Raw genomic sequence first — 21,047 nt, 5'->3', positions numbered from 1 at the left:
GTGGTCCGACTGGCGAGGGTGCCGGTTGCCGGCGTGCCCTGGGTCAGCCCCGGTTGTCGTCGCGCTGGGGGACGAGACGGGGGCGCGTCGACGTGACGACCCGGTTGCCGTAGGCGCCGGTCACCGGCGGCGGCACGGGGCGCTCCATGTCGCGCACCACGTGGTGCATCGTGAGGTGGGGCGGCTGCCAGATCTTGGCCTTGATCAGCAGCTTCTGCCACCACGCAAAGTCCTGCTCGGGTCGCACCGTGTCCTCCGTCTTGGGTGTGGGACCACTTCCTCGGTCCATCTTCTCACTGCATCCTCTCACCCCGGGTCTGCAGGCAGGCACGCCGACCGTGGTCCGCGCCGCCGGGTCTCCCCGCGGGCGCCACATCCCCACCGGTCGCCCGGCGGTTGTTCCCCCGTCGTCCGGCCGCGCACCGCTCCCAGTCACACCGCATACCCTCTGTGCCCATGAGGACACGGACGGACGGTGCACCGCGTGCGGGTGAGTGAGTTCTGGCGCGCTGTCGAGGACGAGTTCGGCGGAGCCTACGGGCGGTTCCAGGCGACCAGCCAGGTGCTGAGCGCCCTCGGCGAGCGCACCCCCGCAGAGGCGATCGAGGCGGGGGTGCCGGTCAAGACCGTCTGGCTGGAGTTCTGCCGCCACATGGACGTCCCCGAGGAGCGCTGGCTGCCCAGGGAGATCAAGCCCAGCAAGCGCCGCTGAGAGCCGCGCCGGCCACGCTCGGCTCTGCAGAAGGCGTGCTGGGCCCGCTCGGCTCTGCAGAAGGCGTGCTGGGCCCACTCGGCTCTGCAGAAGTCACGCCTGGCGACGACAAATGCAGAGCCGGGAGGTTTGGTCGCGTGCGGTGGGGCGAGGCGGGTGCCCTTCGCTCTGCAGAAGATGCGCTGGGCCCGCTCGGCTCTGCAGAAGTCACGCCTGGCGACGACAAATGCAGAGCCGGGAGGCCGCATGCCGTCAGACCAGGCCGCGCTCCACGAGCTTCTCCGCGAGCTGCACGGTGTTGAGCGCGGCGCCCTTGCGGAGGTTGTCGTTGCTCACGAACAGCACGAGGCCCCGGCCGTCAGGCACCGACTGGTCGGTGCGGATGCGGCCGACGTAGGACGGGTCCTGCCCGGCGGCGGCCAGCGGGGTCGGAACGTCGGCGAGGGCCACACCGGGTGCGGATGCCAGCGCGGTGCTGGCCTCCTGCGGGGTGATCGGCCGCTCGAACTCCGCGTGGATCGCCAGCGAGTGGCCGGTGAACACCGGCACCCGCACGCAGGTGCCCGCGACGGGCAGGTCCGGCAGCCCGAGGATCTTGCGCGACTCGTTGCGCAGCTTCTGCTCCTCGTTGGTCTCGCCGGAGCCGTCGTCGACGAGGTCGCCGGCGAGCGGGACCACGTTGAACGCGATCGGCGCCACATAGGTGGCCGGCTCCGGCAGCTGCACCGCGGCGCCGTCCTGGGCCAGAGACTCCAGCTCCTGCTCCGCACCCGCTCGGACCTGACCGGCCAGCTCAGCCACCCCGGCCACACCGCTGCCGGAGACGGCCTGGTAGGTGGTGGCGACCAGCCGGCTCAGGCCGGCCACGTCGTGCAGTGCCTTGAGCACGGGCATGGCCGCCATCGTGGTGCAGTTCGGGTTGGCCACGATGCGCCGGCCACCGTCTGCCACAGCGGAGTCCAGGGCCTCAGGGTTGACCTCGCTGACCACCAGCGGCACCCGGTCGTCCATCCGCCACGCCGAGGAGTTGTCCACGACCACGGCGCCGGCAGCGGCGAACCGCTCGGCCTGGGCGAGGGAGGTGCTCCCACCGGCGGAGAACAGGGCGATGTCGATCCCGGCGAGGTCAGCGGTGGCCACGTCCTCGACCACGATCTGCCGCGGCTCGGCGGGGACGCCGTCCCAACGGCCCTCCCAGGGCAGCTCGCGGCCGGCCGACCGGGCCGAGGCGAGATACCGCACGCTGGCGACGGGGAAGTCGCGCTCGGCCAGCAGCCTGCGCAGCACCGCCCCCACCTGACCGGTCGCCCCGACCAGGGCGACGTGCACACCCGAGGTGGCTGTCGACATACTGCTCACCGTCCTGTCCCGCCGTAGACCACGGCCTCTGCGTCGGAGTCCAGCCGGAAGGCGCGGTGCACCGCACGCACGGCCTCCTCCAGGACGTCCTGGTCTGTGATGACCGAGATGCGGATCTCGGAGGTGGAGATCATCTCGATGTTGATGCCCGCCTCGGCCAGGGCCCCGAACATCCGCTGTGCCACCGCAGGGTTGGAGCGCAGGCCGGCGCCGATGAGGGAGAGCTTGCCGACGTGGCTGGTGTAGAGGACGTCGGCGACGCCCAGCTCGTGCTGCAGCTCGCGGACGGCGGCGACGGCCACCGTGCCGTCCGCCTCGGGGAGGGTGAAGGAGATGTCCGACAGGCCCTCGGGGGAGGTGGAGACGTTCTGCACGATCATGTCGATGCTGACGCCGGCGGTGGACACCGCGCCGATCACCTTGGCGGCCGCTCCGGGCCGGTCGGGCACGCCGACGACGGTGATCTTGGCCAGTGACTTGTCGTGGGCGATGCCCGAGATCAGGGGGTCTTCCATGGGGTCCTCGGTCGTGGTGGTGTCGGAGGTATGGCGCGTGGTCCCGTCCTGGTGCAGGGCGCCGGTGAGGGGGCGGTCGACCAGGATCCAGGTGCCCTCCTGGTCGGAGAAGCTGGAGCGGACGTGCAGCGGCACGCCGAACCGGCGGGCGTACTCGACGGCGCGCAGGTGCAGGATCTTGGCGCCCTGCGCCGCCATCTCGAGGGTCTCCTCGATCGTGATCCGCGTGACCCGGCTGGCGGTCGGGACGATGCGCGGGTCGGCGGTGTAGAGGCCGTCGACGTCGGTGTAGATCTCGCAGACGTCGGCATTCAGCGCCGCGGCCAGGGCAACAGCCGTGGTGTCGGACCCTCCCCGGCCCAGCGTCGTGATGTCCTCGTCCTCCGAGACGCCCTGGAAGCCGGCGACGATCGCCACCTCTCCGCGCTTCAGGGTCTCCGCGACGCGGGACGGCGTGACGTCGAGGAGCCGGGCGCGGCCGTGCGAGCTGTCCGTGCGCATCCCGGCCTGCTGGCCGGTGAACGAGCGGGCGGGGGTGCCCAGGTCCTGGATCGCCATCGCCAGCAGCGCCATCGAGATGCGCTCACCGGCGGTGAGCAGCATGTCGAGCTCGCGCTCGGGCGGCCCGTTGGGGCTGACCTGGCCGGCCAGGTCGAGCAGGTCGTCGGTTGTGTCTCCCATCGCGGAGACGACGACGGCGACGTCGTCGCCGGCCGCGCGCGAGGCGGCAACACGCTGGGCGACGCGGCGGATCGCGTCGACGTCGGAGACGGAGGAGCCGCCGAACTTTTGGACGAGCAGGGCCATGGGACTTCCGGGGGGTGCGGGGAGGATGACGAGGGGCTGACACCGTCGTCAGTGCAGGTCAGTCTACGTCCAGTCGCAGCGGCTGTGCAGGGTGTTCCTCCGTCGGACGGGACACGGGAGTGCCCGGTGGGTGAGCGGAGGCCGTAGGTTGGGGGCGTGGCCACCGAAGAACGCATCGCCCTGTTCCTGGACTACGAGAACCTCGCGCTCGGCGCGCGGGACCATCTGGGCGGCAGCTTCGAGCTCAAGCCCATCACCGACGCCCTGGCCGAGCGGGGCCGTGTCGTGCTGCGCCGGGCCTACGCCGACTGGTCCTACTTCGACGAGGACCGCCGGATGCTGACACGGGCCCAGGTCGAGCTCATCGAGATGACCCAACGGATGGGCGCCTCGCGCAAGAACGCGGCCGATATCAAGATGGCGGTCGACGCCATCGAGATGGCGTTCGCCCGCGACTACATCTCCACCTTCGTGATCTGCACCGGCGACAGCGACTTCACGCCGCTGGTGCTCAAGCTGCGTGAGCTGGACAAGCGGGTCATCGGCTTCGGTGTGCGCGACTCGACCTCCAAGATGCTGCCGCCCGCGTGTGACGAGTTCCTCTACTACGACAACCTCGAGGGCGTCGAGCCGCTGCCGGCCAGGGACGGCGCCGGCCCTGGCTCGGGCTCGGGCTCGGGTGGGCCGAGCGAGAAGAAGTCGGGCCGCAGCCGCAGGGGCAGCAAGGCCCCCGTGCCGGAGCCGGTCATCGAGGACGAGACCGATCACTCCGAGGACGAGGACTCGGAGGAGTCCACGCAGCCCGACCTGGCCGTCCTGGTCGCGCAGACCCTCAGCGGTCTGCAGACCAGCCAGGCGGGCGAGGTCACGGCCTCGGTCCTCAAGCGCACGCTGGTCCGCAAGGACCCGACGTTCAGCGAGGCCGACTACGGGTTCCGGGCCTTCGGTGAGCTGCTGCGCCACCTGGCCGACCGCAACGTCATCGAGCTCTCCGAGGGCCCGGCCAAGGGCGACCCGGAGATCCTCCTGCCCGAGACCGGCGACAAGGAGGAGGCGTTCGCGCTGCTGCGCACGGTGGTGGACGAGCTCTCCAAGGGGCAGGAGAGCGTGCCGCTGTCCGGCCTGAAGGACCAGCTGCGGCGCAAGGTGCCCGGCTTCTCGGAGAAGAAGCTGGGCTACCGCTCGTTCCTGCAGTTCTCCCGCGCGGCGGCGACCGAGGGAATCATCTCGCTGGACTGGAGTGACGTCGACAAGGACTACCTGCTGGAGACGCTCGAACCCTGATCCGGGCAACCCCGCGTGTCGCGCAGAATCGCACACACATTCGATTATCGTGGTGCACAGGTGCCATTGCGAGGGCTCGCCTGTCCACAGCCTGTGACTGTGATCGGGGGAGTGTCGGTGGTGGCATCTAGCGTCTGACAGGACACGGATGAGCACGCGGCCCGGTGGGGTCGGGCACACCGCGGTCGGTCGCCGGTAGGCGCGCCCACCCACGAGTGCGAAGGAGCAGGACATGGCACGACCGAACAGCAGGCCCACACCGATCCAGCAGATCCAGGGGGACAAGTCCAAGGCCCTTGAGTCGGTCCTGGCGCAGGTCGAGAAGCAGTACGGCAAGGGCGCGGTGATGCGTCTGGGCGATGACAGCCGCCCGCCGATCGCCGTCATCCCGACCGGCTCCATCGCCCTGGACGTCGCGCTCGGGGTCGGTGGCTTCCCGCGCGGTCGCGTCGTGGAGGTGTACGGACCGGAGAGCTCGGGAAAGTGTCTGACGGCGGACACCTACGTGTGGACCGACCACGGGTTGGAGACCGTTGCTGAGGTGTTCGAGCGGTCGGGGTTGGCAGCGAGTTGTCGCTCGGCAGTGACGGACGTCAGTGACCAGGGACTCCGCGTGGTCAACGAGCGCGGTGAGCTCGAAGGAGTCGCAGCGCTGACGCACAACAACCGCAAGCCGGTGCTGAAGATCGGACTGCGGTCGGGGCGCTCCGTGTCCGTCACGCACAACCACCCACTGCGAGTCGTCAGTGATCGCGGGTTCATCGTGTGGCGGCAGGCAGGCAACCTCCAGGTTGGCGACACGCTCGTGTCGGCCCTCTACGGCGCCGAGCAGTCGGTCGGCAACAGCCACCTGTCCGAGGACGAGGCGGTCTTCCTGGGTTACCTCGTGGCAGAGGGGACCTTGGGCGAGAACAACCGTCACGCCGTGCGGTTCACGAACTGGGACGCTGAGGTCGCGGCCGAGTACACCTCAATCGCTGAGCGCCTGTTTGGTGCCACCGTCCGTCATTACGACGGCAAAGAGCACTGCATCTTCGACACGGCCCTCCGTGCCAGGCTCGAGCAGGACTACGGTCTAGCGTTCACCAACGCACCCCAGAAGACGGTCCCGCAGGTGGTGCGCACGGCCGGCCCGAAGGCACAGAGTGCCTTCCTGTCCGCACTCTTCGAGGGCGACGGCTGGATCGACCCCACGTCCACGATCGGCCTGGGTACCGCCTCGCGTGAGTTGGGCAAGCAGGTGCAGCTGATGCTCTACGGCTTCGGGATCCCCTCGACGCTGCAGACCAGCTTCAACCAGACCTATCAGCGTGACTACTACTCCGTGCTCATCAACCCGTCGGTCGCGCACCGGTTCCTGGACCAGATCGGGTTCCGGTCGGCTCGCCGGGCGGGGCAGGTCGCCGACCACTTCCGGGCTTCGCCGCGCGATCCCCAGTTCGAGAACATTCCGCACCTGAAGGGTCTCGTGCGGGATCTCCGCGACTCGATCGGCGGAGACCGGGCCTTCGACCGGATCGCGGGCGACCTGTTCCGGGACGACATGGACCTTGCCTGCTCGCGCCAGCGGCTCGCCAAGTTGGTGGCATGGGCGGAGGAGCGTCGGGAGAGCCTCTCGATCGGGGCGATCGGCATCCTGGAGCACCTCAGCTTCCTGGCGAGTGCGAACTACTCCTACGAGTCGATCACCGCGATCGAGGACGGTGGCGTCCAGCCGACCTTTGACCTGATGGTCCCGGACACGCACAGCTTCATCGCGAACGGAGTGCTGTCCCACAACACCACCGTGGCGCTCCACGCGGTCGCCAGCGCCCAGAAGGCCGGCGGGATCGCGGCCTTCATCGACGCCGAGCACGCGCTCGACCCGGAGTACGCCAAGGCCCTCGGTGTCGACACCGACGCCCTCCTGGTCAGCCAGCCGGACACCGGTGAGCAGGCACTGGAGATCGCGGACATGCTGATCCGCTCGGGGGCGCTGGACATCATCGTCATCGACTCGGTCGCCGCTCTGGTGCCGCGCGCCGAGATCGAGGGCGAGATGGGAGACAGTCACGTCGGGCTCCAGGCGCGGCTGATGTCGCAGGCCCTGCGCAAGATCACTGGTGCGATGAGCCAGACCGGCACCACAGCAATCTTCATCAACCAGCTGCGCGAGAAGATCGGTGTGATGTTCGGCTGCTTCTCTTACAGCACCCGCGTCACACTCGCCGACGGATCGACCGAGAAGATCGGCAAGATCGTCAACCAGAAGCTGCCGGTGGAGGTGCGCACCTATGACCCCGCCACCGACAGCATCGTCAACAGGCCGGTCACCAACTGGTTCAACAACGGCCCGACCGAGCGGTTCCTGCAATTCATGGTCGCCAAGTCCGGTGGCAATGGCCGGTCCCAGTTCGCGGCCACCGAGAACCATCTGATCAGGACTCCAGGAGGCTGGCGCGAGGCAGGGGAACTCATCGCTGGTGACCGCGTGCTGACCTCGGAGACGGCGCGGCTGAGCGACACCCAGTGGCAGACCATCCTCGGGGGGCTGATGGGTGATGGGCACCTGGCCCCCAACGGGCGCGACCGGGCAGGTGTGCGTTATCGGCTCGGACACGGCGCCCAGCAGGTCGACTACCTGGACTGGAAGGTCGCCATGCTCGGCAACATCGAGCACACGCGCACGACCAGACCCACCGGCGCGGTGCACGTCGACTTCCGGCCGCTGGCGGAGCTCGGTGAACTGCGCGATGTCGTCTACTTCGGCGACGGCAAGAAGCACATCACTACCGAGTACCTCAAGGCCCTGACTCCCTTGGCCCTGGCGGTCTGGTTCATGGACGACGGGTCCTTCACCGTGCGTAGCGACGGGCTCCAGGCCCGGACGGTCGGCGGCAGCGGGCCGGTCGAGTTCGGTGTGGAGTCGATGAGCCCCGGTTCCCGGGACCGGCTGGTTGACTACCTGCGCGACGAACACGGCGTCGAATGCGGGTGGACAGTCCGCGGGGCGGCCCAGAAGGCAGTTCTCCAGATGACCACCGCCGGGTCGGCGCGCTTCCAGGAGATTGTGGCTCCCTATGTCCACCCCTCGATGGACTACAAGCTGCTGCCGCGACTACGAGGCCAGTTCGCAGTGGAGCCGGAGTTCGTCGAGCCCCGGGAAGTTCTCGTGCCCAACCGGGTGCTCGAGGTCAAGGTCAAGCCGCAGACCCGGTCGATGGACAGGTTCGACATCGAGGTGGAGGGCACCCACAACTATTTCGTTGACGGCGTCATGGTGCACAACAGCCCGGAGACGACCACGGGTGGCAAGGCCCTGAAGTTCTATGCCTCGGTCCGGTTGGACGTGCGGCGCATCGAGACGCTCAAGGACGGCACGGACGCGGTCGGCAACCGGACCCGCGTCAAGGTTGTCAAGAACAAGGTGTCGCCGCCGTTCAAGGAGGCGCTGTTCGACATCCTCTACGGCCAGGGCATCTCCCGTGAGGGCGGGCTGATCGACATGGGTGTCGAGCACGGCTTCGTGCGCAAGGCGGGAGCCTGGTACACCTACGAGGGCGACCAGCTGGGCCAGGGCAAGGAGAACGCCCGGCAGTTCCTCAAGGACAACCCTGACCTGGCGGACGAGATCGAGCGCAAGATCAAGGCCAAGCTGGGCGTGGGACCGCGGCCCGTGGGCGAGGACGCAGCCGACGCTGAGCTGGGCGCGGTGGCCGGTGGCGGGGACCCGGGCGTGCCCGACGGGGTCGACCCGCGGACCGGTGAGGTCTCGGTCAACTTCTGATCCGTATGACGGACAGCACCTCCTCGTCCGGGCAGGCCGACCGGCTTGCCCGGGCGAGGCAGCTGTTGGCGGCGGCCGAGTCCACCGACCCCGTCCAGCGGACCGCTGCCCGTGATGCGGACGTCCCCCTGCCGGCACGCGAGGACGCTGAGCCTGACCCGCACGCGGTGGCCCGCCAGATCGTGCTGCGCCAGCTCACGATGGCGCCGCGCAGCCGCAAGCAGCTCGAGGACAAGCTCCGACAGAAGGGCTGCGACGACGACGTCGCACGCGCGGTGCTCGACCGGCTCGTGGAGGTCGGTCTCGTCGACGACGAGGCCTACGCCCACATGTTGGTGCGCAACCGACAGGAGACCAAGGGCCTGGCGAGCCGCGCGCTGAGCCAGGAACTGCGACGCAAGGGCGTGGCCGACGAGATCATCGCGGGAGCCCTCGCAGACGTCGATCCGGAGGATGAGCACGAGCGGGCCCGCGAGCTCGTCGAGAAGAGGTTGCGCACCATGCGCGGACTCGACCGGCAGGTGCGGATGCGCCGACTCGCCGGCTTCCTGGCTCGGAAGGGCTATGACAGCACCGTGGCCTTCCGGGTGATCCGTGAGGCCCTCGACGAGCTTCCTGAGCACCAGCGCGACTAGGGCGCCCGCGGTGGTTGCCGCGGGACCGACGACGGGATACGCCGTCCCTTGCCCAGCGGGACCGACGGGATACGCCGTCCCTTGCCCAGCGGGACCTACGGGATGCAGCGTCCCTTGTCCGGCGGCAGCCTGGTGCCATGAGACTCACCGCAGCCACAGCCCGAGCCCAGCTCGAGGCCCAGGATCACGGGGTCCTCTGCACCGTGCACGCCGAGCGCGGCGTGGACGCCGTTCCCGTGGTGTTTGCGGTGCACGGGGATCTGCTCGCGATCCCAGTGGACACCCTGAAGCCCAAGAGCACGACGCGGTTGCAGCGCGAGGAGAACCTGCTCCTGGACCCCCGCGCCACCCTGCTCGTGGAGCACTGGGACCCGCTCGACTGGTCCCGGCTGTGGTGGGCGCGCGCCACCTTGCTCAGCGAGGGACAGACCTCACCCGGGGAGGAGGCAGAACTGGGGTGCGAGCTGGCCACGAAGTACGTGCAGTACCGCGACCAGCCGTTCGTGCGCGTCCTCCCACTGCGGATCCTCTCGGTGACCGGCTGGTCCGCAGAGCCGCACGAGGGTGGGGCGGACGACGAGTTGCCCTGAACAGTTAGTCCTCGAACTGCTCGGTGTCCTCGGTGGTGTAGCGCATGGCGTCCTCCTCCGCGCTCTCCCCACCGATCTCCGGCTCGTCCGCGGCGACCAGGTCCTTCTCGGTGTCCTCCCGCATACCCTCGTCCGGGGATACCAGCTGGCCGACCTCGCCACCCTGCTCGCCCAGGAAGTCTCGCTCGGCCGGGATCGAGTCGGGGTCGTCCCCGCCGACCCGGTCGCGCGGGTCCTCGTCCAGCCCGCTCTCGTTGTCGGGGGCGCCGTAGGCCGAGTGCGGGTCGGGCACCTCCTGGCCGATCCGCTGGTTGATCGTCTCGTCGGTGCGCTGCTCATCGGGTGTCGTGCCCCAGGCCCGCGAGCCGTGCAGACGCTCCGCTGTCTGGTAACCAGCGTCCAGTGGGTCCTCGTCGCCGACGAGGGTGTCCTCCGGTTGCAGCTGGTCCTCGTCATCGAGGCTGTAGGTGGCGCCGTACTCGTCGGTCAGGCTTTCACGTCCGGGCTGATCGCTCATGATGCGCTCCTTTCGCTCCCCCGAGCGTAGCCCCCGGCGTAGACCTCGCCTCCCGGGAACGACACCCCGTCACCCCGGTCGCCGGGACGTGGCACCCTGTGGAGCATGGGCTCCGAGAACTTTGACAGCAGGGCGGCCGAGTGGGACAGCGACCCCGACAAGGTCAGCCGGGCGCAGGAGGTCGCGGCCGCGATCCTGGAAGCCGTGCCGATCGAGCCCTCGGCACGCCTCCTGGAGTACGGCGCGGGCACCGGCCTGGTGACCCAGGCGTTGCGGGAGCGGGTCGGACCCGTCGTGCTGGCCGACAACTCCCGCGGCATGCGGCAGGTCATGCAGCAGAAGATCGACGCGGGTGTCCTCCCCGACGCGGAGGTGTGGGACCTGGACCTGGAGCGGGACGCGGTGCCCGACGAGCAGTTCGATCTGGTGGTCACCTCGCTCGTGCTGCACCACGTGCGCGACCTGCCGACCGTGCTCGCGGGCTTCGCCGCCCTGCTGCGCCCCGGGGGGCACGTGTTCGTCGCCGACCTCGACCGCGAGGACGGCTCGTTCCACCAGCACGACTTCGACGGACACCACGGCTTCGACCGCGCCGAGCTGGCGGCTGCCCTGGAGCAGGCCGGGTTCTCCCAGGTCAGGGTCACCGACTGCACCACGCTCCTCAAGGAGGGCACGCCCTACTCGGTCTTCCTCGCCACCGCCCAGCGGTGAGCGCCGTCCTGTCCGGGTGAGACCCGCATGACGACGTCTCCAGGCGAGCCGCAGCGACGGCACCGAGCCGTGGTCGGTGCCTACGGCCGCCAGCTCACCGGCGCCACCCGCAGCGAGCAGGGCAACCGGGACCTCGCCTTCGTGATGGCGGTGGTTGCCGGGGCCCTGAACGCCGTGGGCTTCATCGCGGTGGCGATCTACACCTCCCACATGACGGGGATGACCGCGCTGGTCTCGGACCACGTGGCCGCGGGGGAGTGGCGCCTCATCATCCCGCCCGGGACGGCGCTGGTCTCGTTCGTGGCCGGGGCGGCGAGCACGGCCATCCTGTTCAACTGGATGCGCCGCCGGGAGACCTCCGGTCGGTTCGCGATCGTGCTGGTGCTCGAGGCGCTCCTGATCCTGCTGTTCGGGCTGCTGGCCAACAGCCTCGACGCGGCCGGCGCCGAGCTGCTCATCATCGCGATCCTCGGCTACGTGATGGGCCTGCAGAACGCGCTGATCACGAAGGTGTCCGGCGCCCGCATCCGCACCACGCACGTCACCGGCATGGTGACCGACATCGGGATCGAGCTCGGCAAGGCCGCCTACCGCAACCGGCGCAGCGGGACGCCGCCAGTGGTCCATGATGGCGAGAAGCTGGGGCTGCTGGTCGCGATGGTCTCGCTCTTCGCCGCGGGCGGCGTCGTCGGAGCGCTGGGCTACTCCTGGATCGGCTATCCGACAGTGATCCCCTTTGCGCTGGTGCTGCTGGCCGCGGGTTTCCTGCCGGTCGTGGACGACGTGCGCAGCGCCCAGCGGGCCCGCCGGGAGCGGGGCACGACGGCCGTATGACGCCTGGTCACCACGGCGTCCACGGCAGGGGGCCGTGGGTGCCGGGCGGCCGGTTACCCTTGTGGGTGCGATGGACACTGCTGTGAAGACCTATGACGTGCGCACCCACGGGTGCCAGATGAACGTGCACGACTCCGAGCGACTCTCCGGGCTCCTGGAGACGGCCGGCTATGTCGAGCTCGCCAGCCTGCCGGAGGGGCAGCGCCCCGACACCGCCGACGTGGTCGTCTTCAACACCTGCGCCGTCCGCGAGAACGCGGCGAACAAGCTCTACGGCAACCTCGGACAGTTGCGCCCCGCCAAGCAGAAGAACCCCGACATGCAGATCGCGGTCGGCGGCTGCCTGGCGCAGAAGGACCGCAGCACCATCGTGTCCAGGGCGCCGTGGGTCGACGTCGTGTTCGGCACCCACAACATCGGCTCGCTGCCGGCGCTGCTCGACCGGGCCCGCCACAACAAGGCCGCCGAGGTGGAGATCCTCGAGTCGCTGGAGGTGTTCCCCTCCACGCTGCCCACCCGGCGCGACTCGGCCTACTCGGCCTGGGTGTCGATCTCGGTGGGCTGCAACAACACGTGCACCTTCTGCATCGTGCCCAGCCTCCGCGGCAAGGAGAAGGACCGCCGACCCGGCGAGATCCTCGCCGAGATCGAGGCGCTGGTCGCCCAGGGCGTCGTCGAGATCACGCTGCTGGGCCAGAACGTCAACACCTACGGCGTCGAGTTCGGTGACCGGCTCGCGTTCGGCAAGCTGCTGCGGGCGTGCGGGGAGGTCGAGGGACTCGAGCGGGTCCGCTTCACCAGTCCGCACCCGGCCGCCTTCACCGACGACGTCATCACCGCGATGGCCGAGACCCCCAACGTGATGCCGAGCCTGCACATGCCGCTGCAGTCCGGCTCGGACAAGGTCCTGAAGGACATGCGCCGGTCCTACCGCAGCAGCAAGTTCCTCCGGATCATCGACGCGGTCCGCGAGCAGATCCCCGAGGCCGCGATCACCACCGACATCATCGTCGGCTTCCCCGGCGAGACCGAGGAGGACTTCCAGGGCACTCTCGACGTCGTCCGGGCCTCGCGGTTCTCGTCCGCCTTCACCTTCCAGTACTCCATCCGCCCCGGCACCCCTGCAGCAGACATGGACCACCAGGTGCCCAAGAAGGTCGTGCAGGAGCGTTTCGACCGCCTCATCGCGGTCCAGGAGGAGGTGTCCTGGGCGGAGAACCGCACCCTGGAGGGTCGCCAGGTAGAGGTACTGGTGGCACCCGGCGAGGGTCGCAAGGATGCCGAGACCAACCGGATGTCGGGCCGTGCCAGGGACAACCGCCTCGTGCACTTCGCGGTGCCCGAGGGCGCCGAGGTGCCCCGCCCCGGCGACATGGTGACCGTCGAGGTCACCTACGGCGCGCCACACCACCTCGTCGCCGACTCCGGCGTGCAGGGCGGGCCGTATGCCGTGCGCCGCACCCGCGGCGGTGACGCCTGGGAGGCCCTGCAGGACCGGCCCGGCTCCGGCCGGCCGGCCGTCAGTCTGGGGCTGCCGGGGGTCGGGCAGCCGCCCGCCCCGACGATCAGCACGGCGCCCTGCGCCGTGCCCTGATCCGTCTCCCGTGACCCCACCCACATGACCTGGCACGTCGTCGACCGTGCCGCACTGCTCGGTGCCGCGGAGGGCGACGCGTACGTGGAGCTGGCCTGCGGCACAGTCACCGTCGGTGCCGTGGGTGAGCACGGGTGGGCGGCGTTGCACCGGTGGCGGCCGACCGGTCACTGGGGAGGCGCCGCGGTCGTCGGTCCGAACGCTCCTCCAGACGCCGAGTCCGAAGCGCTGCAGGCGCTCCTGGAGGCGGCGCCAGACGTGCCCCTCGAGTGGTTCTCGACGGCGAACGGTCGCGAGCTGCGGCTTCCCACGGGTCTGGAGCCCAGGGGCTCCGGGCGCTGGGACTTCCTGACGACACGCACCGCGCCACAGCAGGCGCCCCCACCGCAGGGTCTGCACGTCGTCGAGCTGGACGACACCGCTGACGCGGTGCGGCTCCAGGAGTTCGGGCGCCGGCACAATCCCGACTTCGAGGGCTTCCCTGGTCGCGGCTTCAGCATGCTCTGGCGCGCGGTCGTGGATCAGCACGATGAGCTGGTCGGCATCGGGGCCCTGCACGAGCTGGACACCGGCATCCCTCATCTGTCCGGCCTCGTCGTCGCACCCGCCCACCGGGGACGCGGTCTCGGTCGGCTGCTCACGTCTGACCTGACCCGTCAGGCAATGGACCTGGCCGGCGTGTGCACCCTCGGCGTCTACACCGACAACCAGGCAGCGATCGCGCTCTATCACTCACTGGGCTACCGCACCCACCACTCCTTCCACACACGCGACGTCGCGCGGCGCGGAGCGCGGACCGGGCCGACCTACGGGGTCTGAGCGCGCCAGACCAGCTTCCGGGCCAGGTCGGTGACCGCGACTCCCTTGTCGTTGGCACGGGTCCGCAACGTCGTGTAGGCGGTCTCCGGGTCAAGCCCCTCGGCGTGCATGAGCACGCCCTTGGCGTGCTCGATCACGATGCGTGAGTCCAGGGCCTCCCGCAGGTGTGCCGCCAGCTCCCGGTCGCTGGGTTGCTGGGTCTGCACGAGCGCGAGCGTCATGATGTCGGCGAAGGCCCGCACCAGTGCCAGGGTGTCCTCGGGCAGTGGCTGCTCGTCCTGGAAGAACACATTCAGCCCGCCCAGGGCCCTCCCGTGCCAGCGGAGCGGCTCAGCGTGGACCCCGAGGTAGCCGGCGGCCACCATGGCGGGACCGAGCTCTGGCCAGCGGGAGCACATCGTGTCCCTGCCGTGTGCGCCCACCGGGCGGAGCGCGCGCACGCAGTCGACACAGGGGCCCTCGTCGGACTGGGTCTGGTAGAGCTCGATCTCCGTGGCGGCGTGTGAGGTGGAGGCGAGCAGCTCGAGCTCGCCGCCGGGTTGGCGCACCAGGAGGCCGGCGGCGCGGCCGCCCAGGGCCGTTGTCACCTCGGGCAGCATGCCGGCGAGGACGTCGGTGATGTCGTAGGGCTGCACCAGGGCCGCCGTCGCGGCGGCCAGGGCGTGCGCAGGAGACGGTCTGGGTGTCGGACTCACGGATCCACCCCTTCTTCTGCGTCGCTGTCGAGTCGGATGTGTCGCTCGACGATATCCCTCGCCACGTGCTCGAGGCTCTGGTCGTGGGCGAAGGCGTAGGCACGGATGAGGGCCAGGGCGTCGTCGGGTGGCACCCGGAGCTGGGCGACGACCATGCCGGTCGCCATGTGCACCCGGGACCGGGCCAGCCAGGGCTCGGTCGACTGTTCACTCGTCTCGTGGTCCCGGACGATCGCTGCGCCGACGGCGTCCGCGACGAACTGGGCCACCTCCTGCTCGTCGTCGGGGAACGGGTGGTGGCGGTAGACCGTGAGGATGCCCATCGGGTCAGCACTCATGCTCAGCGGGAGCGACAGCACCTCGATGGTGCCGAGCTGCCGGCGCACCGCCTCGCTGAGCATCGGCCAGCGACCCGTCGCGGAGGGCAGCTGTCCGGCGACACGGCCCCCCCTCCCGGGAGGCGTCCCAGCCCGGGCCCTCGCCGAGCACCTCCTGGAGGTCCTCGAGCCGGGCCGCCGTGGGGCCGGTGGAGCAGAGGGTGACCCGCTGGTCGCTGGTGTAGCCGACGGTCAGGGCGACGCCCTCCACGGCAAGGATGTCCAGGCACGCGTGGCACATACGCTCCACGAAGGGGGTGTCGGCGGGGGCGTGCCCCACCCTCATCGCCAACTTCGCGAGGATCGTGCCTCGGTCGACCATATGTCCAGCCTAGTCCCGCGCTGGTCGCCGGGAGACGCTAGCCGAGGGCCAGGTCCTGCAGGGCGCCCAGCGCGAGCCGGGAGGCGGTCGTGTGGGCGGTCGACGTGCGCTGCCAGGCAACCAGTCGTCGCTGGGGAGTGGGGTCGACGAGCCGGCGGGCGACGGTGTCCGCGGGCAGCTGCCGCGCGGCCAGCGCCGGCAGGGCGGTGACGCCGATGCCCGTGGCCACCAGCCCCGAGGCGGCCCGGTGGTCGTCGCAGCGCGCGCTCCACCGGGGAGCAAAGCCGGCCGCACCACAGGCTCGCAGGAGGATCTCCATCGTGGGGTTCCCCTCGTAGACGAGGTTGTCGATCCACGGCGCGTCGGCGAGCTCACCGAGGCGCACCACCTCCTGAGCGGCGAGTGGTGAGTCCACCGGCAGGACGACGACGAAGTCCTCGACCCGCAGCTCGTGGCGCTGGTGTCCCTCCGGGGGCGCCGGCTCGTCCTGGACGGGGACGCTCCGGACGATGATGTCCGGGGTGCGGCGACCGGGGCCCTCGTGCGGCTCGTTGATGTTGACCGCCAGCACGATCCCCGGCAGGGACTCCTGCAGGCGCCGTGCGATCGTCGGAATCCACTCCTGGGCGACGGACGCCGCGCAGCTGATGGCGAGCTCGTGTGCCCTACCCTCCCGGAGGTCGATGACGACGGCATTCAGCCGCTGCAGGGCGTTGAGGACCTGCTCGGCCTCCGTGGCCAGGGTCAGCCCGGCCGCCGTCGGCTGCAGGCCCCGGCCCACCCGCTCGGTCAGGACGAGCCGGGTCTCCCGCTGCAGCTGCTGGACGTGCTGGCTGATGGTGGAGGGCGTGTAGCCGAGGTGACGGGCGGCGGCCTGGATGGAGCCGCTGGCCACGACCGCGCGCCACACCCGGAGCTTGTGGGGGTCGATCACGCCCGTGACTCTACGGCAAAACCGAACAGTCCACCGGAAAACATCGCTTGTGCTGACGGTTTTTCGAGGTCATGCTGGACCTATGTGGTGGACCCAACTCTTCCTGCTGGTGGCCCTGGCTGCCTGCTCGCTCGCGCCCTGGTGGGTCGCGGGCCGGTTGACTATTCCGCAGCGGGAGCGGCTGGCCTGGGCCGAGATGGACCGGGCGACCCGCGTGGCGACGCTGCGTCGCGGTGCGACCTGGTGGGCGGATGCCCGCCAGGGCTTCGACCGCTGAGCTGACCACTCCGGGTCAGATGCGCTGACCACTGCGGGTCAGGTGAGCCGAGCGCTGGGGTCAGGCGAGCTGACTGTTGCGGGTCAGGAGACGGTCGAGGCGAGCCGCTCGACCAGGTCGGCCGTCAGGAGGGCGTCACCGACGGTGAGGTCGACGTGCCCCCCGCGCCGGGCGGCCAGCGCGTGCGTGGCCAGGTCGGCAAAGTCCGGGTGGTGCTCGATGACCCAGTGGCCGGCCTCGGTCTTCGACGGGATCGGCCCTGCGTGGGTCGCGTCGGGGTCCAGGACCATCGCGAGCCGAGGTGCGCCCAGGACGGCCCACACCACCGTGTCCGGCTGCTCGAGGGCCTCCTCAGGTGCCCGGTCGGTCAGCGCCGTGCGGATCCCGTGCACGACGGACCCCAGCCAGTAGGCCCGCAGGTTCTCGCGGCTGTGAGCCCGGGCAGCCTCACGGTCCACGGCGATCTCCACGTCGCCGGGGTGGTCGCCGAAGACCCGGATCGCGTCCGGCAGGACGAACCAGGTGACGGGATGGATCTCGCCACCGGGCTGGTCCAGGATCAGCTGACCGTCCAGGCTCTGGCGCACCACGAGTCCCGGTTCCGGTGGGCGGGCCAGGGACGCGATGTCGACATAGGTCGTGTCGTAGGCCAGCCCCGGGAAGCGCTCGACCAGGCTGGCGTGCACGTGCTGCAGCGCGGGTGCGTCGCCCGGCCCGAGCTCGCCCGCGGTGAGGGTCACCGTGTCGATGTCCGAGGTGGGAGTGAGGTCGCGCAGCATCGTCGACCCGGTGAGCCACACGGCCCGCACCCGGCGCTCACCGAGCGCCTCGGCGAGCAGGTCGCTGTGGACGCGGGCCACGGTGTGGGCGCGGTGAGCCAGCTCCTCCTCGTCCATGACGCCACCGTATGCCGCGTGCTCACCCGTGCGGTGGCAGGTCGCCCTCCAGCTCGGCGAACCGCTCGACGCACCGTGCGCAGGCGCACAGCTCGAGGCGGTGGGTGGTGCCGGCGTTCCACTGCGCCCCCGGGCGGTGGAGGGGCTCGACCTCCCAGAGGGGGAAGGACCAGGTCTGCACCAGCAACGGCTCCGGGTCGATGTCGCCGGCGCCACGGCAGCAGGGACACGCGGTGTAGCCACGGTCGCCACCGTGGTGCGAGGTCTCCCGGTGCCGGCAGGTGCGGCACAGGTGCAGGAGCACGCTCACGGACGCCCCTCCCGTCGCACGGGCATGAGGAGCGCGAGCAGGGTGTCGTCGGGCCCGTGGAAGGCCAGGGGCGCGATCTGGTCCCCGAGCGGCAGGACGGCGTGGCCCTCGCCCGTGGCCGTCGCGGCCTCCCAGAGGAAGGTGCGGTCGACCAGGAGCCCCTGCTCGTCTCCGCAGACGCCACGGGGAGAGAGGGAGACCCGGTCCTGCGGGTCACCGCCGGGCCCGGTCGCCGCCAGCCCGGCGAGGATCTCGGCGACCGGGAGCCGGGTGCTCGCTCCGGCCTCCGGGCGCTCGTGCAGCAGCCTCCGGTAGTCGGGGAAGTCCAGGTCGAGGCACTCGCCGGTCAGGTTGCCGCCGCCGGGCAGCTCCGCCGAGAACCCGGTGCGGTGCAGGACGAGCCGCACCGTGCCCTCCCCGTGCTCCCACAGCGCCCGGCGCAACCGGTCGACGTCCTCGACGGCGAGCAACGGCATACCGGCCGGGTCGGGGGCGACCACGGTGCCCCTCGCCTCGGCGAGAGCGAGCCGGTAGCGGTCCGTGGCCACGAGGCGGACCGCCTGCCCGACCGGCTCCAGCAGCACCCCCTGCAGCATCGGGAAGTCGGGGTCGGTGCCCACCGCATAACGCACCGAGTCCAGGGCGCGGGCCAGCTCGTCCGTGGCGATCTCGGCGGTCCAGGTGCCCGGTGGACCCCCGGGCAGCAGGACCCGCAGCCGTTCGACCTCCCGACGGGCGTCGGCGAGCCCGTCCTCCAGGCGACGCAGGTGCGCGCCCAGCAGGTCCTGGGCGACCTCGGCGTCCGGCAGGGCGGCGAGCACCGCCGCCATCTCGGCGAGCGGCATCCCGACCCGGCGCATGCCCGCGAGCAGCCGCGCCAGTCGGACCTGGCCGGGGGAGTACCTCCGGTAACCGGTGTGGGGGTCGACGTCGGCGGGGACCAGCAGCCCCTCCCGGTCATAGAAGCGCAGGGCGCTGACAGTCAGCCCACTGGCGCGGGAGAGCTCGCCGATGGGCAGGAGCCGGTGCTCGGGGCGTGGGTCTGTCACGGCACCACTGTGCGCCCTCAACCAGGGTGAGGGTCAACCTGCGCTCCCGGCAGGCAGCACCGCCGGGGCCGCCCTAGCGTGGAGAGCGCATCGTCCCCCCACCGAGAGGAAGGACCCATGACCGAGTCTCCCGTCGCACAGCGGGCCGAGCAGATGCCCACCGGACCCAAGGGTGGTTTTCCCGCCCAGCAGCAGGAGCTGCCCGGCAGCACGCAGCAGATGGACCCGGTGCCGGACCACGGCGAGGAGACCTACCGGGGCTCCGGGAAGCTGGAGGGGCTGCGCGCCCTGGTGACCGGTGGTGACTCCGGGATCGGGCGCGCGGTCGCGATCGCCTTCGCCCGGGAGGGGGCGGACGTCGCGCTGTCCTACCTTGAGGAGGAGCAGGAGGACGCCGAGAGCACCGCCGAGTGGGTCCGGAAGGCGGGCCGCACCGCGGTGCTGTGCCCCGGCGACATCATGCAGGAGGACACGTGTCACCGGGTCATCGACACCACGGTGAAGGAGCTCGGCGGCCTGGACATCCTGGTCAACAACGCGGGCGTCCAGGGAGCGCGTGACCAGGGCCTGGAGGAGATGAGCTCCGAGCGCATCGACCGCGTGTTCAAGACCAACCTCTATGCGCTCATGTGGCTCACCCGGGCAGCCCTGCCCCACCTCGGGAAGGGCGCCAGCATCATCAACGTGAGCTCCATCCAGGCCTACGAGCCCTCACCGAGCCTGCTGGACTACGCGGCGACCAAGGCCGCGATCAACAACTTCACGGTCAACCTGGCGGCGGAGCTGGGGCAGCGCGGGATCCGGGTCAATGCCGTTGCGCCGGGGCCGATCTGGACGCCCCTGCAGCCGGCCACCAAGCCGGCCGAGAACATCGAGGGGTTCGGGGCCGACACGCCGCTGGGCCGGGCGGGGCAGCCCGCCGAGGTCGCTCCGGCCTTCGTCTTCCTCGCCTCTCCCTCCGACGCCAGCTACGTCTCCGGCACCGTGCTCGGGGTCACCGGCGGCAAACCGGTCTTCTAGGCCCGTGCCCCGGCTGCGGCGCGCCGACCTGGACGCCCCCGGCATCACGCGGCGCCGCCGTGGCCGGGGGTTCTCCTACACCGGGACGACCGGACGACCGGTCGGCACGGCCGTGCGGGAGCGGATCGAGGCGCTCGCGGTCCCGCCCGCCTGGCGCGACGTGTGGATCAGCCCGGACGAGCTGAGCCACATCCAGGCCGTCGGCACCGACGATGCGGGGCGCCGCCAGTACCTGTACCACCCGCAGTGGTCCCAGCAGCAGGCCGACGCCAAGTATGAGCGCGTGGTCGGCCTGGCCAGGCGCCTCCCGTCCGTGCGGCGACAGATCACCCGGGACCTCCGCTCGCACGGACTGACCTCCGACCGGGTCCTCGCCGGGACCCTGCGGATGCTGGACTCGGGTGCGTTCCGCACGGGAGGTGAGGCGTATGCCGAGGAGCACGAGACCCACGGCGTCGCCACCCTGCTGCGCCAGCACGTCTCGGTGCGGCACGACGCGGTCCGGTTCACCTTCGTGGCCAAGGGTGGGCAGGAGCGGGACGTGACGCTGCACGACAGGGACCTGTCCGAGCTGGTCAAGGCACTGCGGCGCGCCCGCACCGGGTCGGACCGTCTGTTCTGCTACCGCCCGGCTGCCGGTGGTGACTGGCGGACGGTGCACGCGGAGGACGTGAACGCCCGGTTCAAGGCGCTGGCGGGGGAGGAGTTCTCGGTCAAGGACCTGCGGACCTGGCAGGCGACCGTCCGGGCCGCGCTCTATCTCGCAGGGGCCGACGAGCCGGCGACCGACACCGAGCGGCGGCGCATCCTGCGTGAGGTGATGGACCGGGTCGCCGACGACCTGGGCAACACGGCCGCTGTGGCGCGGGGCTCGTACGTCGACCCCCGCGTGGTCAGCGCTCAGGAGTCGGGGCGGACGATCTCCGCCGCCATCGACCGGGTCGGCTCCGATGACCTGACCAGGCCGCGGGTCCGGGCCAGGCTGGAGCGGGCAGTGATCCGGTTGCTGTCCACGAGCTGAGGA

Annotated in this window: 23 protein-coding genes and 3 pseudogenes; 15 read left to right on the top strand and 11 right to left on the bottom strand. The window is 70.7% G+C overall.

From position 1 onward, the window contains the following. Nucleotides 1-43: 43 nt before the first annotated feature. Nucleotides 44-247 carry a hypothetical protein gene (locus tag DA085_RS12125; protein ID WP_154402186.1) on the bottom strand — a complete coding sequence of 68 codons (204 nt, stop codon included), beginning with the start codon at nt 245-247 and terminating at the stop codon, nt 44-46. A 237-nt stretch (nt 248-484) separates the two neighbouring features. On the opposite strand from DA085_RS12125, the gene DA085_RS12120 reads away from it, so the two are divergent. Continuing rightward, nucleotides 485-712 (top strand): DUF3046 domain-containing protein, encoded by a 228-nt coding sequence (locus tag DA085_RS12120; RefSeq protein WP_109473292.1) that lies wholly within the window; start codon nt 485-487, stop codon nt 710-712. Nucleotides 713-964: 252 nt separating this feature from the next. On the opposite strand, the gene DA085_RS12115 is transcribed toward DA085_RS12120, so the two are convergent. Both DA085_RS12115 and DA085_RS12110 read right to left on the bottom strand, forming a co-directional pair. Further along, on the bottom strand, nt 965-2,062 hold the full coding sequence (locus DA085_RS12115) for an aspartate-semialdehyde dehydrogenase (protein ID WP_109473234.1): 1,098 nt from the start codon (nt 2,060-2,062) through the stop codon (nt 965-967). A 5-nt stretch (nt 2,063-2,067) separates the two neighbouring features. Then, complete coding sequence (locus tag DA085_RS12110; protein WP_109473233.1) at nt 2,068-3,393, bottom strand: aspartate kinase; 1,326 nt, start codon at nt 3,391-3,393, stop codon at nt 2,068-2,070. A 156-nt stretch (nt 3,394-3,549) separates the two neighbouring features. Here DA085_RS12110 and DA085_RS12105 point away from each other — a divergent pair, with 156 nt between their 5' ends. The 7 genes and pseudogenes from DA085_RS12105 (at nt 3,550) to DA085_RS12090 (ending at nt 9,668) form a co-directional block, all read left to right on the top strand. Then, nucleotides 3,550-4,677 (top strand): PIN domain-containing protein, encoded by a 1,128-nt coding sequence (locus DA085_RS12105; RefSeq protein ID WP_109473232.1) that lies wholly within the window; start codon nt 3,550-3,552, stop codon nt 4,675-4,677. Nucleotides 4,678-4,909: 232 nt separating this feature from the next. Next, a pseudogene (locus DA085_RS21855) lies at nt 4,910-5,161 on the top strand (recombinase RecA); the annotation flags it as partial. Further along, nucleotides 5,135-7,090, top strand: a pseudogene (locus DA085_RS21850) (LAGLIDADG family homing endonuclease); the annotation flags it as partial. The pseudogenes DA085_RS21855 and DA085_RS21850, both read left to right, overlap by 27 nt. A 57-nt stretch (nt 7,091-7,147) precedes the next feature. After that, nucleotides 7,148-7,705, top strand: a pseudogene (locus DA085_RS22035) (LAGLIDADG endonuclease); the annotation flags it as partial. Between the two features lie 171 nt (nt 7,706-7,876). Further along, entirely contained in the window at nt 7,877-8,443 is a 567-nt protein-coding gene (locus DA085_RS21835; RefSeq protein ID WP_272914488.1) for a hypothetical protein, read from the top strand. Nucleotides 8,444-8,448: 5 nt separating this feature from the next. Continuing rightward, on the top strand, nt 8,449-9,078 hold the full coding sequence (locus tag DA085_RS12095) for a regulatory protein RecX (protein WP_109473230.1): 630 nt from the start codon (nt 8,449-8,451) through the stop codon (nt 9,076-9,078). A gap of 137 nt (nt 9,079-9,215) precedes the next feature. Then, nucleotides 9,216-9,668 carry a PNPOx family protein gene (locus DA085_RS12090; protein WP_109473229.1) on the top strand — a complete coding sequence of 151 codons (453 nt, stop codon included), beginning with the start codon at nt 9,216-9,218 and terminating at the stop codon, nt 9,666-9,668. A gap of 4 nt (nt 9,669-9,672) precedes the next feature. Here the strand turns inward: DA085_RS12090 and DA085_RS12085 are convergent, their stop codons facing one another. Next, nucleotides 9,673-10,185, bottom strand: coding sequence for a DUF5709 domain-containing protein (locus tag DA085_RS12085; RefSeq protein WP_109473228.1), 513 nt, complete (start codon nt 10,183-10,185; stop codon nt 9,673-9,675). 105 nt (nt 10,186-10,290) lie between these two features. On the opposite strand from DA085_RS12085, the gene DA085_RS12080 reads away from it, so the two are divergent. The 4 genes from DA085_RS12080 to DA085_RS12065 all read left to right on the top strand — a co-directional run bounded on the left by DA085_RS12080 (nt 10,291) and on the right by DA085_RS12065 (nt 14,143). Next, nucleotides 10,291-10,896: a class I SAM-dependent methyltransferase gene (locus tag DA085_RS12080; RefSeq protein ID WP_109473227.1), complete on the top strand. Its 606-nt coding sequence runs from the start codon at nt 10,291-10,293 to the stop codon at nt 10,894-10,896. Nucleotides 10,897-10,923: 27 nt separating this feature from the next. Beyond that, nucleotides 10,924-11,730, top strand: a complete 807-nt coding sequence (locus DA085_RS12075; protein ID WP_202619209.1) for a YoaK family protein — start codon at nt 10,924-10,926, stop codon at nt 11,728-11,730. A gap of 70 nt (nt 11,731-11,800) precedes the next feature. Further along, a complete protein-coding gene (gene miaB, locus DA085_RS12070) occupies nt 11,801-13,324 on the top strand; it encodes a tRNA (N6-isopentenyl adenosine(37)-C2)-methylthiotransferase MiaB (protein ID WP_109473225.1) in 1,524 nt (507 codons plus the stop codon). A 24-nt stretch (nt 13,325-13,348) separates the two neighbouring features. Then, nucleotides 13,349-14,143: a GNAT family N-acetyltransferase gene (locus tag DA085_RS12065; RefSeq protein ID WP_109473224.1), complete on the top strand. Its 795-nt coding sequence runs from the start codon at nt 13,349-13,351 to the stop codon at nt 14,141-14,143. Here DA085_RS12065 and DA085_RS12060 read toward each other — a convergent pair. Genes DA085_RS12060 through DA085_RS12050 form a run of 4 tightly spaced genes read right to left on the bottom strand, consistent with a single transcriptional unit; the run spans nt 14,131 to nt 16,471 of the window. Next, nucleotides 14,131-14,838 (bottom strand): GAF and ANTAR domain-containing protein, encoded by a 708-nt coding sequence (locus tag DA085_RS12060; protein WP_109473223.1) that lies wholly within the window; start codon nt 14,836-14,838, stop codon nt 14,131-14,133. The two genes, DA085_RS12065 and DA085_RS12060, sit on opposite strands and share 13 nt — an antisense overlap. Continuing rightward, complete coding sequence (locus tag DA085_RS12055; RefSeq protein WP_109473222.1) at nt 14,835-15,239, bottom strand: ANTAR domain-containing protein; 405 nt, start codon at nt 15,237-15,239, stop codon at nt 14,835-14,837. Before DA085_RS12055 ends, DA085_RS12060 begins: the two co-directional genes overlap by 4 nt. Then, complete coding sequence (locus DA085_RS20970) at nt 15,166-15,537, bottom strand: hypothetical protein (protein WP_154402185.1); 372 nt, start codon at nt 15,535-15,537, stop codon at nt 15,166-15,168. Before DA085_RS20970 ends, DA085_RS12055 begins: the two co-directional genes overlap by 74 nt. 37 nt (nt 15,538-15,574) lie before the next feature. Continuing rightward, nucleotides 15,575-16,471 (bottom strand): LysR family transcriptional regulator, encoded by an 897-nt coding sequence (locus DA085_RS12050; RefSeq protein ID WP_109473221.1) that lies wholly within the window; start codon nt 16,469-16,471, stop codon nt 15,575-15,577. A gap of 82 nt (nt 16,472-16,553) precedes the next feature. Between DA085_RS12050 and DA085_RS12045 the strand changes: the two genes are divergently transcribed. Then, nucleotides 16,554-16,748 carry a hypothetical protein gene (locus DA085_RS12045; RefSeq protein ID WP_109473220.1) on the top strand — a complete coding sequence of 65 codons (195 nt, stop codon included), beginning with the start codon at nt 16,554-16,556 and terminating at the stop codon, nt 16,746-16,748. A gap of 83 nt (nt 16,749-16,831) precedes the next feature. Here DA085_RS12045 and DA085_RS12040 read toward each other — a convergent pair whose 3' ends face one another. Genes DA085_RS12040 through DA085_RS12030 form a run of 3 tightly spaced genes read right to left on the bottom strand, consistent with a single transcriptional unit; the run spans nt 16,832 to nt 19,003 of the window. Next, nucleotides 16,832-17,644, bottom strand: coding sequence for a DUF4111 domain-containing protein (locus DA085_RS12040; RefSeq protein ID WP_109473219.1), 813 nt, complete (start codon nt 17,642-17,644; stop codon nt 16,832-16,834). A 22-nt stretch (nt 17,645-17,666) separates the two neighbouring features. Continuing rightward, nucleotides 17,667-17,954 (bottom strand): hypothetical protein, encoded by a 288-nt coding sequence (locus tag DA085_RS12035; protein WP_109473218.1) that lies wholly within the window; start codon nt 17,952-17,954, stop codon nt 17,667-17,669. After that, nucleotides 17,951-19,003, bottom strand: coding sequence for a DNA polymerase III subunit beta family protein (locus DA085_RS12030; RefSeq protein ID WP_161958492.1), 1,053 nt, complete (start codon nt 19,001-19,003; stop codon nt 17,951-17,953). The genes DA085_RS12035 and DA085_RS12030 overlap by 4 nt, the downstream gene beginning before the upstream one ends. 117 nt (nt 19,004-19,120) lie before the next feature. Here DA085_RS12030 and DA085_RS12025 point away from each other — a divergent pair, with 117 nt between their 5' ends. Together DA085_RS12025 and DA085_RS12020 are read left to right on the top strand one after the other, a co-directional pair. Further along, nucleotides 19,121-20,023: an SDR family oxidoreductase gene (locus tag DA085_RS12025; RefSeq protein ID WP_109473216.1), complete on the top strand. Its 903-nt coding sequence runs from the start codon at nt 19,121-19,123 to the stop codon at nt 20,021-20,023. Nucleotides 20,024-20,027: 4 nt separating this feature from the next. Continuing rightward, nucleotides 20,028-21,044: a DNA topoisomerase IB gene (locus DA085_RS12020; RefSeq protein ID WP_109473215.1), complete on the top strand. Its 1,017-nt coding sequence runs from the start codon at nt 20,028-20,030 to the stop codon at nt 21,042-21,044. Nucleotides 21,045-21,047: the final 3 nt, after the last annotated feature.

The sequence above is a fragment of the Ornithinimicrobium cavernae genome (assembly GCF_003121625.1).
Taxonomy (GTDB): Bacteria; Actinomycetota; Actinomycetes; order Actinomycetales; family Dermatophilaceae; genus Ornithinicoccus; species Ornithinicoccus cavernae.
This window is presented reverse-complemented; position numbering and strand designations above follow the sequence as displayed.